The organism is Salinimonas marina (genome assembly GCF_015644725.1).
Taxonomy (GTDB): domain Bacteria; phylum Pseudomonadota; class Gammaproteobacteria; order Enterobacterales; family Alteromonadaceae; genus Alteromonas.
In genome coordinates this window covers 701,396-717,103 of sequence record NZ_CP064795.1, presented here as the reverse complement: position 1 = coordinate 717,103, position 15,708 = coordinate 701,396, and the positions used below count along the sequence as shown (strand labels likewise).

Here is a 15,708-nt window from a genome sequence, read left to right as displayed (position 1 = left end):
TATACTATGATTTTGTGGCTTAAAGCCCTGCACCTTTTTTTTATGGTTGCCTGGATGGCCGGGATTTTTTATCTACCCAGGTTGTTTGTGTATCACGCTCAATCCAATGAACAAGCAGTAAAAGATCAGTTTAAAGTGATGGAGCGCCGGTTATGGTTTTTTGTCACGCCATTTGCCTTGCTGACCCTGGTCTTCGGTATCGCTTTAATTGCAGTGTATGGCGGGCAGTGGTTTAAGGTTTCTGGGTGGCTGCACGCAAAAGCCGTACTGCTGGTCGGCCTCTATGCCTATCACTTTTATCTGTACCGACTGGTAAAACAGTTTGCCCGGGACGAGAATACCCGAGGCCCAACCTTTTACCGTGTTTTGAACGAAGCCCCGGTGTTGGTGTTGTTGGGGATTGTAATTTTAGCAGTGGTTAAACCTTTTTAATGAACAACTTGTCTGGCTGTGCCAATTCACCGGCTATACTAGAGGTTACTTTCTTGCCCTGCATCAATGATGTAGCTTTACCGTGTACGCAGGATTCACATGGACGTAAGTAACGAACGCCTCAAGCATCTGCTGGCGCGCACCGACGAAGCCTTTCAGGCGCTTTTGAAAGAGCCTGACTCCATTGCGCTTAATGAAGCCTACGAAACCGCGAAAGCCGAACTGGATGAATATATCAGCTCGTTACGCGAGGCTCTTTCCAAAAAAAGACTCAAACGCTGAACTTCAAGAGGCATCATCCGGTGTCTGCTGAAAATTTTCAAACTGCTGCGGTAAAAATGGAGCAAGCTCCCCTGCCAGCTTAATATAATCTTGTAAAATAGCAGGCAGTTGACCGGCCAGCTGGGGCAGGTTTTGCTTTAGTCGCGCCGCCTGCGCCGCTTCAAGGCCTTTAGTCGCCGCCTCGGGATTTGCCAGGGTAGTAAAAAGCTTAAGACACCGACTTAAACGTTTTTCCGGAGCTTCATTTAACAAGCCGCCGTCTTTATCCGGCGATGCCTGCGCTTTTGCCCAGGCTTGCTGCCAGATAGTTTCGAGCTGTTGATGACCCGTTAACAGCCCTTGCAGCCATTGTTGCAAAGGCTGACGTTCCTCCGGCTTTTCAGACCATTTTGCCGGAGCGGGTAAAGCTGCTCTATTGTCATTCATTTGCTGCAATGTATCGCGCAGTCCAAGCATCAGATGATGCGCCAGGTTGTCGACTTGTTCGTCAGTCAGAGTTTGAGAGGGAGAACCTGCGCTCACCAACCAGGGCATCCAGGTTTCAGGCATCGGAATTTCAGGAGCTGCTGCAATCGCAAAAATGAGCCCGCGGGTATGCATTTGCGGCGGCAAAACCTGCGCCTCAGGATAGGTCTGGTAAAAAATTGTCAAGGTATCAGATGCAGCCACAACCATACTCATTACGAGGGAATAAGGCTCCCATTCTATGCACAACCTCTGCTCGCATTCAATTTTTAGGCTGGATTACGTTTTCGAAGCCCCATCAATGCTCGGCTAATGCTTTGCGCTAATTCTGGAAATCACTTCACGAGCCTCGTCATGGACACCCACCCAGCCACGTAATGGACACCCACCCTGTTTGCATGAGCGGAATAGGCGGAAAATGGACACCCACTAAATGTCTACCCTGTTTCAGCGCTCCGATTACATTAAATTGGGGGAGCGCTCGCTTCCGTTGTTACCGTTATAGGTATCGTCAGGAGGTGGGTGTCCGGTTTGTACAAGTCTGTTCTTGCTGCCGCTTTTGAAAACTACCATGAGAGTCTTATCTCTGTGGGTGTCCAGTATCTACCATGGGAGTCGTATCTCTGTGGGAGTCGTATCTCTGTGGGAGTCTTATCTCTGTGGGTGTCCAGTATAGCCACGTAATGGAAGCCACGTAATGGACACCCACCCTGGTTGCATGGGCGGAATAGGCGGAAATTGACACCCACTAAATATCTACCCTGTTTCAGCGCTCCGATTACATTAAATTGGGGGAGCGCTCGCTTCCGTTGTTACCGTTATAGGTATCGTCAGGAGGTGGGTGTCCGGTTTGTACTAGTCCGTTCTTGCTGCCGCTTTTGAAAACTACCATGGGAGGCGTATCTCTGTGGGAGTCTTATCTCTGTGAGTGTCCAGTATCTAGTGTCGTCAAGAGGTGGGTGTCCAGTATCTATAGGTGTCAGTATCACCAGATGCCCTATAGCTGTGCTTTGTATCTGTGGGTGTCCTACAATTATATTTCTATAGTTATCCCTGAAGCTATGCCCTGTATCTCGCCGTTACCGGCGTTGCATTCAGATGGATGTCTTCAGGTGGCTTTAATTGAAACGGTTTCGATCAGTGCGGCTTTATTTTTGGCGATTTGTTTATTCATATATAAAAAAGTTATGCTGGCTCTTGGTTCGCGGCGGACTTTTCTTTACCATCCGCCTCCCAAAAAATACGCTGGTCTGGTGAAAGCGCCTCATATTGAGGCATCAGGCTTAACAATTATGGTTTGTTTCAACAGGTAGCCTGCTATGGCAAAAGATAAATCTGGATACATTATCGCGGCTGCGTTTATCGGCCCGGGTACAGTCACCACTGCCAGTGTGGCAGGCGCGAACTTTGGCTTTCATCTGATGTGGGCATTGTTGTTTTCTATCATTGCGACCATGGTACTGCAGGATATGGCAGCCCGTCTGGGCATTGCTACTGGTAAGGGCCTGGCGACTAATTTGAAAGATATTAGTGACAAACCTGCTTTTCGGGCCTTGTTTGCGGTGTTAATTGTGGCCGCTGTGGGGGTCGGTAACGCCGCCTACGAGTCGGGTAATCTGACCGGCGCCGCGATTGGATTGGATGCCTTTGTCAGTATCGGCACTGGTAACTGGGCGATGATTTTAGGCGCTATTTCGGCTCTGCTGCTCTATTCAGGCAAATATAAAGTCATCGAATCGGTGCTGGTGGTCTTGGTGATAGCCATGGCCGTGGTCTTTTTTGTGACATTGTTTGCCGCTGGCCCACAGTGGACGGATATGCTTAGTCAGGCGATGCAGCCTCAACTTGATGTCGATACCATCACTATGATTTTGGCCCTGATCGGCACCACTATCGTGCCTTATAACCTGTTTTTGCATGCCAGTCTGACTGCCCAGAATTATGCCGGTGAAGATAAAGCTGAATCCATCGCCGCTTCCAGAAAACAATCGGTAATGGCCATTGGCTTCGGCGGTTTAATCACTCTGGTGGTCATGGCCACCGCCATGATGGCGTTCTTTAGCCAGGCGGCCACTATGGATGCATCAAATATGGGGCAGCAACTGGAACCGGTACTGGGTGAAGGCGCTCAATGGTTTTTCGCGGCAGGCTTATTTGCCGCCGGACTCACCAGTTCTATCACCGCGCCATTGGCAGCCAGTTATGCGGTCTGTGGTGCTTTTAACCTGTCGCAAGACATGAACAGCAGAGCCTTTCGCAGTATCTGGATGGCCATTATCGCCACCGGGGTCATCATCGCCGGTATGGGCTTCAAACCACTATCGGCCATCCTGTTTGCACAGGCTGCCAATGGGCTGCTGTTGCCTGTAGTGGCCATCTTTTTGCTGGTCGTAATGAACAAGCGTGAGCTACTGGGGCCGTTTAAAAATGGCAAAGCCAGTAACCTGCTCGGCGCCCTGGTCGTTGCCTTTGTGGTGTGCCTGGGCGCCTACAAGCTGGTCTCGTTATTCTGAGGCCAGCCGGTCAAGGATAGCCGTCAACATCTGACGGCTGCAGCCAAAATTAATTCGAAAATGGTTAGGAGCACCAAAATCTATCCCCGGTGAGGGACCTACTCCGCGTGCTTCGGCCCATTTTTGAACATCGTCTACTCCCAGTCCCGAAGCATCCACCCAGGCTAAAAAGGTGGCAGGCTGAGTGTTTACCGCTAAGCCCTCAATCTGGTTGATGCGCTTTACCAGCAAGTCGCGATTTTCGCGCAAATACTGAAGCTGCTGCTGATGCCAGTCGTCGCATTGCGTAAATGCGGCTTCAGTGGCCAGCAAGCCCAGCTGATTAACCCAGGGCACAATTCCGGCAGCCGCCTGACTAAACTGACGCCGTAATTTGCTATCCGGAATAATGGCAAATGACGCCCCTAATCCGGCAATATTAAAAGTTTTACTGGCGGCCATTAGAGTTACGCTATTATGTGCCAGTCCAGGCTCGCGACCGGCGGGTAAATGCGGCGCGTCGGGGTCTAATATCAAATCACAATGAATTTCATCGGAACACAACACCACATTGTGCTGCTCACAAATGCGGGCAATGGTTGCCAGTTCCTGCGCAGTTAACACCGAACCGACCGGATTCATTGGGTTGCATAAAATCATTAACGAACAGGAGGGATCCTGCGCTTCTTGTTCTAACTGGTTAAAATCCAGCGTGGCACGCCCGTGCTCAGTGATGGTTTGAATATCTACCCGTTCTAAGCCGTTAAGCTTGGGGGCCGCCAGTAAGGGCGGATAATTCGGCGTCTGAATTAAGACCTTATCGCCGGGCTGGCAATAGGCTTTACATACGGCATTAAAGGCCGGCACCACGCCAGGTGTCCACACCAGCCAGTCTGCCTCAATCTCCCAGTCATGCTTGTCTTTTAGCCAGCGGCGTACCGCGTCAATAGCAGGCGTATACTGTGAGGGCAGTACATAGCCAAGATTACCGTGTTCGACCCGCTGCTGTATGGCATCAAGAATTGGCTGAGCACAACGAAACTCAGTATCTGCGACCCAGGCGGGTAACACATCTTTACCCTGATATTTCTGCCATTTGAAAGAATAGGTTCCATCCCGTGAAGGGGTTTGATCAAAAAGCTCAGACACGCTTACCATCCTGTTATTACTAAAATGTGGCAGCCAGTGTAGAACAGGCATAACAGGGCTAGCTAGTACCTGGTTAGAATAAATTGCTATGAGATGGATGGCGGATGAAAGGCTTCACCCAGCCAATATTTCATTGACCTTGGCTATCAGGTCATCAACTTTGAAAGGTTTGGCCACAAACTGAGTGGCACCTGAGCGCCGTGCTTCCAGCACCGTTTCACGGGTAGCATCTGCGGTCAGCAACAAAAAGGGTAACTGCATGCCCTGCTTTCGGCACATTTTTAGCAGTGAAATGCCGTCATAGTCAGGCATCATCTGATCGCTGATAATAAGGGAAAGTGAAGTGTCATCCTGACGCATCAGAAAATCTCTGGCAACTTTACTCTGTGTAAAGCTATGCACCTGGGCACCTAAACGGTCCTCCAATGTCACAGCAATTAATTCCTGTGTAATGGCATCATCATCCACTACCACAATTGAGCAAGATCCCATACCTGCACCAAAATGCTTTTTATTTCCCCTAGCATAACCTCATCCTGCAAATCTAACAATTGTTCTAAAGTTGTACGCCTACAATACCACCCTAATTTCAGGCATAAAAAAACGCCGCAAAAGCGGCGTTTTCAAACTCGTTGGAAAAGTGCGTTATTTAGCCCTTTTTCTCACGTGAATTACGCTTACGTTCGTTTTCGGTTAAGAACCGCTTACGAATACGGATGCTTTTCGGCGTCACTTCCACCAGCTCATCATCATCGATAAATTCCAGTGCCTGTTCCAGCGTCATAACAATCGGCGGCACCAGGCTCTGCGCTTCATCAGTACCTGAAGCACGCACGTTGGTCAGCTGCTTACCTTTAAGGGCATTAACTGTTAAGTCGTTGTCACGGCTATGAATACCAATAACCATGCCTTCGTAAACCTCAACACCATGACCGATAAACATACGGCCACGCTCTTGCAGGTTAAACAATGCGTTAGTCAGCGCTTTACCGGCCGCATTAGCAATCAATACACCATTTTTACGCTGACCAATTTTGCCGCCTTTGTGCAAACCGTAATGGTCAAATGTATGGTACAGCAGACCAGACCCTGAGGTCAGAGTTAAGAACTCGGTCTGGAAGCCAATCAGGCCACGACTTGGGATCATAAAGTCCATGCGAACACGGCCTTTGCCATCCGGCGACATATCTGTCAGTTCAGCTTTACGATAACCCAGTTGTTCCATGATAGAACCCTGGTCTTCTTCCTGACAATCTACCGTCAGGGTTTCGAAAGGTTCCAGCAAGTTGCCATCTTCATCTTCTTTGATGATAACTTCAGGACGCGAAACCGCCAGCTCGTAACCTTCACGACGCATGTTTTCAATCAAGATACCCAGGTGCAGTTCACCACGACCTGAAACCCGGAACTTATCAGGGTTTTCGGTTTCTTCAACACGCAGGGCTACGTTGTGTACCAACTCATCCTGTAAACGGTCAAAGATATTACGTGAAGTTACATATTTTCCTTCACGACCAGAAAACGGTGAGGTGTTTACCTGGAAGGTCATGGTCACGGTAGGCTCATCCACTGTTAACGCGGGCATTGCTTCAACCGCATTAACATCACAGATGGTGTCAGAGATTTTCAGCTCGCCCAGCCCGGTGATGGCAATAATATCACCGGCATTTGCAATTTCTGCTTCCTGACGCTGCAGACCCAGATAGGTTAGAACCTGGCCCACCTTTCCATTACGTTTGTCGCCATCGGCATTGACAATAGTAACCTGCTGACCGGTTTTTACTTTACCACGCGCGATACGACCTACACCGATGACGCCAACATAAGAGTTGTAATCCAGCTGTGAGATCTGCATCTGGAACGGACCTTCAGGGTCTGTATTCGGCGCATCTACCTGGTCTACGATGGTTTGGAACAACGGCGTCATATCGGTGCCGGTAGTGTCTGAATCCATCGCGGCCCAGCCGTTTAGTGCTGAGGCGTACACAATCTGGAAGTCCAGTTGTTCATCAGTAGCACCCAGGTTGTCAAATAGGTCAAAAACCTGATCGATTACCCAGTCAGGACGAGCGCCTGGCTTGTCGATTTTATTTACCACTACAATTGGCTTCAAGCCCTGGGCAAACGCTTTTTGAGTTACAAAGCGAGTTTGCGGCATAGGACCTTCCTGAGCATCAACCAGCAGCAGCACAGAGTCGGCCATTGACATTACCCGCTCTACTTCACCACCAAAGTCGGCGTGTCCGGGAGTGTCAACAATATTAATATGGTAATCCTGCCAATTGATTGCAGTGTTCTTGGCCAGGATTGTGATGCCGCGCTCTTTCTCGATATCGTTGGAATCCATGATGCGCTCTTCGGCTTCACCACGGCTTTCCAGCGTACCAGACTGCTGTAGCAATTTATCGACCAGGGTGGTTTTGCCGTGGTCAACGTGCGCGATGATCGCAATGTTTCTTAACTTCGAAATATCGTACGTGTTCATTAGGTTTGTGCCTGTATAGCTGCCCGGACTGAGATTGGCGCCCGGCTAAAGAGTTGAAATTCTTGCAGAGGTAAAAAATGTGCGCGGATTGTACAGAAAATTTACTGTCTTTGCGCTTCTTTTTTTACGATCTTTGCATATCTCTGACAATATGCAACTAAAGTTAAAAGAATTTTGAGGGGATGATGAACCACACCCCCCGTTTTGCACTGGTTTTGTCAGTCTCATCAAACACCTGGACCGTGCAGCATAGAAAAAAAAGCTGTTATGCACCAAGATAGCGCCGCAATGCTCCAATTTGGTGCAATCCGAATTTGTAAGTGTTGCGTAACTTGCTTGTATCCCGTGTTATTCAGGCCTTAGATTACTGGCACGAATATCGCTAGGTCTTTTTATCAATACTGACAGGGTAATTTATCCGGCCCTGCATTTTTACATCTATACCTGGAGGAAACGATGTCAATAGAAAAGGCATTAGAGCTGATTGAAGAAAGTGAAGCAAAATTTATCGATATGCGCTTCACCGATACAGCAGGCAAGGAACAACATGTTTCTATTCCTGCGGCTCAGGTTGACGAAGAGTTTTTTGAAGAAGGCAAAATGTTTGATGGCTCTTCAATTGCCGGCTGGAAAGGAATTAACGAATCAGACATGGTATTGATGCCGGATGCCGATTCTGTGGTTCTGGACCCTTTTGCAGAAGAAACCCAAATTAATGTGCGCTGTAATATCGTTGAACCAATGACGATGGAAGGGTATGAGCGTGACCCACGTTCTGTGGCATATCGCGCCGAAGAATACCTGAAATCCACCGGTATTGGCGATACGGCCTTTTTCGGTCCTGAGCCGGAGTTTTTCCTGTTTGATGATGTTCGGTTCCATACCGACATTTCCGGTTCATTTTACAAAATCGATTCTTCTGAAGCCAAATGGAATTCCGGGGCCGACTTTGAAGGTGGCAACATGGGTCACCGTCCTGGTGTAAAGGGCGGTTATTTCCCGGTACCCCCGGTAGACTCAAGCCACGATACCCGCGCGGCGATGTGTCTGGTAATGGAAGAGATGGGCCTGACTATCGAAGCACATCACCACGAAGTCGCCACTGCCGGTCAAAACGAAATTGCCTGTGAGTTTAATACTCTGGTGAAAAAAGCCGATGAGCTGCAAATCTACAAGTACGTAGTACACAATGTGGCACATGCTTACGGGCAAACCGCAACCTTTATGCCAAAACCATTGGTTGGGGATAACGGCTCGGGAATGCACGTTCACATGTCCATCGCCAAAGATGGTAAGAATGTCTTCGCTGGTGACAAATATGCAGGTCTGTCTGAAGAAGCGCTGTATTACATTGGCGGTATCATCAAGCACGCCCGTGCCCTGAATGCGTTTACCAATGCGTCAACCAACTCGTACAAGCGTCTGGTACCTGGATTTGAAGCCCCGGTTATGCTGGCTTATTCAGCGCGTAACCGCTCGGCATCGATTCGTATTCCCTATGTGACCAGCGATAAAGCACGTCGTATTGAAGTACGCTTCCCGGATCCAACCGCGAACCCGTACCTGGCGTTCTCAGCGCTGCTGATGGCCGGTCTGGACGGCATCAAAAACAAGATCCATCCTGGCGATGCTATGGATAAAGACTTATATGATCTGCCAGCAGAAGAAGCTAAGGATATTCCCACGGTAGCGAGTTCATTTGAAATGGCGCTGGAAGCACTGGACAATGACCGTGAATTCCTGAAAGCCGGCGGCGTTATGACCGATGATATGATTGATGCCTACATCGATCTTAAATCTGAAGATGTGACCAAGCTGCGTATGACCACGCATCCTGTTGAGTTTGATATGTACTACAGCCTGTAACAGATTGTAAGCCATAAAGAATTAAAGCCCGCTTAACCGCGGGCTTTTTTGTGTTTGCTCCGGCCATACCGCTAAACACAAATGTGATAGGAACCAGACAGTATTCGTACTAAGATTAATGAGTACCACTACACTATCAGGACAACGCCATGAAGTTGCGCATCGCCATATTTGTTATTTTCAACTGGTGCTATATGCCCCACGTAACGGCTCAGGTTTATAAAGTCGAAAAAGAAGATGGCACAGTCGTCTTCACTGACACGCCCGCCGCTGCCGACAGTAAAACGGTGACCTTTGATGCCAAAACTTCTAATATAACGCCAACTTTGCCTGGCAAGGCGCCGGCAGCGCCGACCCCGCAGCCTCAGAAAAAAGTTCGTTACACCATTAATATTGCCAGTCCAGCCCCCGAGGCCACCATCCGCAATAATAAAGGTAAGGTGTCTATTGTCGCTTCCGCCTCTCCCAAACCTGTGGGCCGCTATCAGCTTACCCTGGACGATAAGGTTATCAAGCAAAATAGCAGTGGCTCGTTTGCTCTGTCAGGCGTACCCCGCGGCGCTCACACCTTTCAAATTCAGTTACTGGGTAATAAGGGCAAGACTCTTGCATCGTCAAAGACACAAACCTTTTACATGCATCAGGCCTCGGCCCTTATCAATCAGGGCTCCGCTCAGTAGCCGACTCGTACAATTCGGGCTGAGCATGCCCGGTGAAAAACGTAAACCCCTGGCCAGGTGACACACGCCAGTGTCTTTACGCTATAATGCACCAGATTAGTGCAAGGAGATTTCACCCTCATGCCCGGTTTCGAAACCGCCCCGGCTCAATTACTGGATAACCTCAACACCATCTTAGTGATGGTGGATAACGAACTGAACATCGTCTATGTCAATCAGGCCGGTGAGGCGTTATTTGCCACCGGCGTGAAACAGCTTTACGGCCACCCCCTCTACGATTTTTTTATGCCTGGTACCATTCAGCGCGCCCGCCTGCGCGCCGCCTTACGCTGGGCCGAAGACTTTACCGAAAATGAAGTTAGTCTGACATTTCGTGACAACCGCTCAGTATTGGTGGATCTTACCGTTACCAACCTGCAAACCGAGCACGGTCACCGGTTGTTATTTGAGGTCCGTAAAATTGATCAGCAAAAACGTATTTCCCGGGAAACCCAGCAAAACGCCCAGCATTTTGCCGCGCGGGAACTGGTGCGGGGACTGGCCCATGAAATCAAAAATCCGTTAGGGGGTATTCGCGGCGCCGCCCAGCTTCTGGAAAAAATGCTTGAACAGCCGGACCACCGGGAGTTTACGCAGATGATTGTGGAACAGTCAGATCGGCTGCGAAGCCTGGTGGATCGTCTGTTAGGCCCCAATGCCCTGCCCCAGCGACAATGGTGCAACCTGCATCAGACCCTGGAACGGGTGCGCAACCTGATGAAAGTGGATGCCGAAACCCCGATTACGCTTGTTCGTGATTATGACCCGAGCATTCCGGATATTCATATTGACCCGGATATGATTCAGCAGGCGGTACTCAATATTGTTCGCAACAGTGTGCAGGCGCTGAGTCAGGCCCAAACTGACACCCCAAAAATTTGTCTGATCAGCCGAATAGAGCGCCAGATGACCATCCAGGGCATACGTTATCCGTTAGTGGCTCGCATCAGCGTACTTGATAACGGCCCCGGTATCCCTGAGGCTATTCGCGATACCCTGTTTTATCCGATGGTCAGTAGCAAAAGTGGTGGCAGTGGCCTGGGTTTGTCTATCGCCCAGACGTTGATCCATCATCATGCCGGGCGTATCGACGTTGACAGCCAGCCCGGCCACACCGAAGTGGTGTTGTTTCTTCCAATTGAACGCAAGGAGTCGTATTCATGAGCAGTGAACAGGTATGGATTGTGGATGATGACAGCTCCATTCGCTGGGTTTTACAAAAAGCCTTGCAGGCAGCGCAGATTGGCTGCCTGAGCTTTGAAAAGCCACAAGACTTGTTATTGCATTTACACAGTGGCGAACGCCCGCAGGTGGTCATTTCTGATATTCGGATGCCGCAGATGGATGGCATGGAGTTATTGCAGGAGATCCAGCAGATTGAGCCGGATATGCCGGTTATTATTATGACCGCCCATTCAGACTTAGACAGTGCGGTAAACGCGTATCAAAGCGGCGCGTTTGAGTATTTGCCTAAACCCTTTGATATTGATGATGCCATCACGCTGACCCAACGGGCATTAGCCCACCGCCAGGAGCAAAACCGGCAACAACAACAACAACCAGAACAGCCGCCCCTTTCGCAGATTATTGGCGAAGCGCCGGCCATGCAGGAAGTGTTTCGGGCTATCGGCCGCTTATCACGATCATCGATAAGCGTGCTGATCAATGGCCAGTCGGGCACGGGAAAAGAGTTGGTGGCTCAGGCACTGCACCAACATAGTCCACGTACGGCCAAGCCGTTTATTGCTTTGAATATGGCGGCGATACCCGCCGATTTAGTGGAGTCGGAACTGTTTGGTCACGAAAAAGGCGCTTTTACCGGCGCACAGAATACCCGGCATGGGCGCTTCGAGCAGGCGAATGGCGGCACCTTGTTTTTAGATGAAATCGGCGATATGCCGTTGGATGTTCAGACTCGCCTGCTGCGGGTGCTGGCCGAGGGTCAGTTTTATCGGGTGGGCGGCCATCACCCGGTCACCGTGGATGTGCGTATTATCGCGGCGACCCACCAGGATCTGGAGCAGCGGGTGCGTAATGGCCAGTTCCGGGAAGATTTGTTTCATCGCCTGAATGTTATTCGTATTCATATCCCCTCACTGGCGCAGCGCCGGGAAGACATTCCGCTACTGGCTACTCACTTTTTACATCTGGCCGCCAAAGAATTAAAAGTAGAAACCAAAGCCTTAAGTAAGGCAGCCCAGGGCACGATGATGCGGTTGGCCTGGCCGGGTAATGTGCGCCAGCTTGAAAATGTGTGTCGCTGGCTGACTGTAATGGCCAGTGGCCAGGAAATATTACCCGCCGACCTGCCCGCTGAGCTGCATACGGAAAGTCCGATACAGCCCGAGGCGCAAGATGCTGCGCAGTGGTCAGAATTGCTGGCCCGCTGGGCCGATGAACAGTTGCAGGCAAATAAACATAATGTTTTGACTGACGCAGCCCACACCTTTGAAAAAGTGCTGCTGGAACGTGCTCTGCATCATACCCAGGGTCACAAGCAAGAGGCCGCCAAGCATCTGGGATGGGGTCGAAATACGCTTACCCGCAAACTTAAAGAGCTCAACATTTCCGGTTAGTTCATGATGCCGGACCCGGCTGCCCGAATCGTGGTCGGGCGCCTCTACCTTGCTGCCCCCCTTCTGCCGAGGCAGTGCTGCCTCACCTTGCTTCCAGACACCCAACTAAACTATTTAAGAATGTAAACGCGTACATCAAAACACTGTCTGCGCCTGCATTCCTGTGCCTATCTTAATTGTTTAAGTTTTTCCTTAATTTTTGCTTGAGGCGCTTCAGATAAATGGGTATTGTTAACCTAATGTAATACCAAAGTTACAGGCTCACACATTTGAGAAGGCACACAGAATGAAGAAATCACGACTGTTCAAACCGGCAATGCTGTCCCTTGCCGTTAGTTCGGCAATATTTGCAAGCCAGGCATACGCCCAACAAGAGTTAAATCCGAATCCCGACGAAGATGTCGAAGTCATCGCGGTAAAAGGGATCCGCGGCTCATTAATTCGCGCCCAGGCAGTAAAGATGGATAACTCGTCGATTGTTGAGGCCATCTCCGCTGAAGACATCGGTAAATTGCCTGACTCGTCTATCGCTGAATCGTTGGCGCGTTTGCCTGGTATGGCCGGTGAGCGTGTCGGTGGCCGGACCTCGGGAATTTCTGTTCGTGGTTTCAAAGAAGATTTTATCGGTACTTCATTAAATGGTCGCGAGCTTATTGGTATCGGTGATAACCGAGGCGTAGAATTTGACCTGTACCCGGCTGAAATCATGACCGGTGCTACCATCTACAAATCCGTCGATGCGTCCTTAATGGTGCAAGGCGTCGGTGGTACGGTTGACCTGCAAACCGTTCGTCCGCTGGCATCTCAGGAAACGCTGACGCTGACCGGCACCTTAGAGCGCGGTGGTAACGACTCTGACAACCCGGAATTTGATAATAAAGGCCATCGCTACGCCTTATCATTTGTCGAAAAGTTTGCTGATGACACCATTGGGGTGGCGCTGGCCCTTGCGTCGACGGAATCGCCGCGTAACGAACGTAAATACGGGGTTTGGGGCTATGGCGACAATAATGGCGCCCTGATCCCGTTTGGCTTGGATACCCAGGCCATCAGCCGGGTTCTGGAGCGCGATACGATTTCTGGTATTTTTCAGTGGCGACCCACTGAAAACTGGGACATCGTCGTGGATGTGCTCGACATTGATTATTCTGACTCGGGCGTGATTCGCGGTTTTATCGAACCGTTTGAACTGAACACCGCCTCATTGACCGGCAGTGGTGCTACCGCGTCAGGGATCCAGACCAATGTGAACCCGGTGCTGCGTACCGACCCGGCGCAAAAGGATGGCGAGCTTCAAACCTTTGGCCTGAATGTAAAATATTATTTGAACGATTCCTGGTCGGTGGCACTGGATGTGGCCGAAAGCGACTCCAGCAAACGCGACCTGCGCGGTGAGTCGTATGCCGGTTTAGCCCGTAATGGCGCCGCCTTGGCACCCGGTGATCAGCGCACCCGTAATTTTAACATGAGCCCGGATGGCATCATGTTTAGCGACAGCAACGGCTTAGAAGCTTTTGCTGACCCCAGCTTACTGCAGCTGACCGGGCCGCAGCCCTGGGGTGGCGGTCTGGCGAACCTGGCTGACCAGTTTGAAACCGATGTACTGCGCGCCGATGGCGAACCCTACGACTATTTCAATGCCCAGGATGGCTTCTTAAACTTTGCAGATTTTGAAGAAGAGCTGACCACTGTGCGCTTTGAAACCTTTGGTCTGGTGGACTGGGGAATTGTCAATGAAGTAAATTTCGGCTTCCGCTATTCAGATCGCGTTAAGAGCAAAGACAACAAAGGCTTTTTTGCCACCGCATCGTCTTACCCTGACTCTACAGCTATTCCTTCAGACTACCTGTACAACGGCCTGGCAGATTTGACCTGGGCAGGTCTGGGCCAGGTGGTGGCCTACGATGGTTTTGCGCCCTATAACGATGGCGAATATATCCTTAATGATGCGGGATTGTTAGAGCCGGATCGCTTAGGCGATACCTATACTGTGGAAGAGGAAACCACCACCCTGTTTGCCAAATTTGATTTTGAAACCGATGTGGCCGGCTTCTTTGTCACCGGTAACTTTGGCGCCCAGTATGTACAGACAGACCAAAGCTCTACCGGCTTTATCGGTGTGGTAGGTTCAAACTTCAAAGTGTGTGATGCCGACGATGATGGCGCAATAGACACTAGCTGTATTACCAGCATTGACGATGATTACTCGCATTTTCTGCCTAGCTTAAACGTGAATGTGGAGCTGGATGAAAAACGCTATGTTCGTTTTGCTGCATCAAAAACCATCAGTCGAGCCCGTATCGACCAGATGAAAGCCTCTGGGTTTGTGAAGTTCGACCAAAACATTAACTTAATCGCTATTCCTAATACGCCAGAGGCAGTAGACACCTATGGTACGCCGTGGTCCAAATCGCAGGGTAACCCGCGTTTGCGTCCGCTGGAAGCCAATAACTTCGACCTGTCGTTTGAAAACTATTTTGAAGACGAAGGGTATGTGTCTTTGGCCTTATTCTATAAAGATTTGGTTAACTGGACTCGTGATGGTAACCAGACCATCGACTTTACCAACGACCCGACCAACGATGGCGCCAACTACTTTATTCCTGGCTTCCACGATCGTATCGTCGGCAGTGATGGCCTGGTTGGCCCGGATGGCACTGAATACGCGCCGGGCACGTATCTGACGCCGCCGGATCTGGGCACCTTCTCATTCTTTGAAGATGGCCTGGAAGGTGAAGTTAAAGGCGCCGAGGTGACCGCTCAGGTACCGCTAAACAAAGTGGCCGATTTTCTGGAGGGCTTTGGTCTGGCCGGTTCTGCCACCTTTATCGATGGCGAGTTAGAAGATGGCACCGCGATTCCGGGTCAGTCTGACCGGGTCTACTCAGTCACCGCCTACTATGAAAATGGCGGCTTTGAGGTTCGGGTTGCTGCTACTGATCGTTCAGAGTTTTTGACCTATCAGCGTGGCGGCTCGAATAAAATTGATGCCGCTACCCGTGATGCCATCACCCAGGTCGATGCCCAAATCAGCTATGACTTTGCTGACAGCGGCATTCAGTATCTGGAAGGCTTACGCGTGTCATTGCAAGGCCAGAACCTGACTGACGAATTGGAAGAAACCCGCGATAGCAACGGCCTGGTGACACTGCGCCGTGAGTTCGGGCCTTCTTACCTGCTCAACCTGAACTACTCGTTCTATTAACCCTGCCTGTCTCTCCATCAGATCCTCTGTGGTCTGA

Annotated in this window: 13 protein-coding genes; 9 read left to right on the top strand and 4 right to left on the bottom strand. The window is 50.2% G+C overall.

Annotation, left to right across the window (positions count from 1 at the left end; translation table 11 throughout):
- Positions 1-6 precede the first annotated feature (6 nt).
- Positions 7-432: a CopD family protein gene (locus IT774_RS03065; protein ID WP_195811285.1), complete on the top strand. Its 426-nt coding sequence runs from the start codon at positions 7-9 to the stop codon at positions 430-432.
- 99 nt (positions 433-531) lie between these two features.
- Positions 532-714 carry a hypothetical protein gene (locus IT774_RS03060; RefSeq protein ID WP_195811284.1) on the top strand — a complete coding sequence of 61 codons (183 nt, stop codon included), beginning with the start codon at positions 532-534 and terminating at the stop codon, positions 712-714.
- Positions 715-717: 3 nt separating this feature from the next.
- Here IT774_RS03060 and IT774_RS03055 read toward each other — a convergent pair whose 3' ends face one another.
- Positions 718-1,389 carry a UPF0149 family protein gene (locus tag IT774_RS03055; protein ID WP_408641208.1) on the bottom strand — a complete coding sequence of 224 codons (672 nt, stop codon included), beginning with the start codon at positions 1,387-1,389 and terminating at the stop codon, positions 718-720.
- 902 nt (positions 1,390-2,291) lie between these two features.
- Between IT774_RS03055 and IT774_RS03050 the strand changes: the two genes are divergently transcribed.
- Both IT774_RS03050 and IT774_RS03045 read left to right on the top strand, forming a co-directional pair.
- Entirely contained in the window at positions 2,292-2,492 is a 201-nt protein-coding gene (locus IT774_RS03050) for a hypothetical protein (protein ID WP_195811282.1), read from the top strand.
- 6 nt (positions 2,493-2,498) lie between these two features.
- A complete protein-coding gene (locus IT774_RS03045; RefSeq protein ID WP_195811281.1) occupies positions 2,499-3,692 on the top strand; it encodes an Nramp family divalent metal transporter in 1,194 nt (397 codons plus the stop codon).
- Here IT774_RS03045 and IT774_RS03040 read toward each other — a convergent pair.
- From IT774_RS03040 to typA, 3 genes are all read right to left on the bottom strand, one after another.
- On the bottom strand, positions 3,684-4,820 hold the full coding sequence (locus tag IT774_RS03040; protein ID WP_195811280.1) for a MalY/PatB family protein: 1,137 nt from the start codon (positions 4,818-4,820) through the stop codon (positions 3,684-3,686). The genes IT774_RS03045 and IT774_RS03040 overlap by 9 nt on opposite strands.
- Positions 4,821-4,934: 114 nt before the next feature.
- On the bottom strand, positions 4,935-5,312 hold the full coding sequence (locus IT774_RS03035; RefSeq protein WP_195811279.1) for a response regulator: 378 nt from the start codon (positions 5,310-5,312) through the stop codon (positions 4,935-4,937).
- A gap of 157 nt (positions 5,313-5,469) precedes the next feature.
- Positions 5,470-7,305, bottom strand: a complete 1,836-nt coding sequence (typA, locus tag IT774_RS03030; protein WP_195811278.1) for a translational GTPase TypA — start codon at positions 7,303-7,305, stop codon at positions 5,470-5,472.
- A 456-nt stretch (positions 7,306-7,761) separates the two neighbouring features.
- Between typA and glnA the strand changes: the two genes are divergently transcribed.
- From glnA to IT774_RS03005, 5 genes are all read left to right on the top strand, one after another.
- Positions 7,762-9,171 carry a glutamate--ammonia ligase gene (gene glnA, locus IT774_RS03025; RefSeq protein ID WP_195811277.1) on the top strand — a complete coding sequence of 470 codons (1,410 nt, stop codon included), beginning with the start codon at positions 7,762-7,764 and terminating at the stop codon, positions 9,169-9,171.
- 149 nt (positions 9,172-9,320) lie between these two features.
- Positions 9,321-9,851, top strand: coding sequence for a DUF4124 domain-containing protein (locus IT774_RS03020; RefSeq protein WP_195811276.1), 531 nt, complete (start codon positions 9,321-9,323; stop codon positions 9,849-9,851).
- Positions 9,852-9,971: 120 nt separating this feature from the next.
- Complete coding sequence (glnL, locus tag IT774_RS03015; protein ID WP_195811275.1) at positions 9,972-11,054, top strand: nitrogen regulation protein NR(II); 1,083 nt, start codon at positions 9,972-9,974, stop codon at positions 11,052-11,054.
- Entirely contained in the window at positions 11,051-12,466 is a 1,416-nt protein-coding gene (glnG, locus tag IT774_RS03010) for a nitrogen regulation protein NR(I) (protein ID WP_195811274.1), read from the top strand. Before glnL ends, glnG begins: the two co-directional genes overlap by 4 nt.
- A gap of 286 nt (positions 12,467-12,752) precedes the next feature.
- On the top strand, positions 12,753-15,671 hold the full coding sequence (locus IT774_RS03005; RefSeq protein WP_195811273.1) for a TonB-dependent receptor: 2,919 nt from the start codon (positions 12,753-12,755) through the stop codon (positions 15,669-15,671).
- The last annotated feature ends 37 nt before the right edge of the window (positions 15,672-15,708 follow it).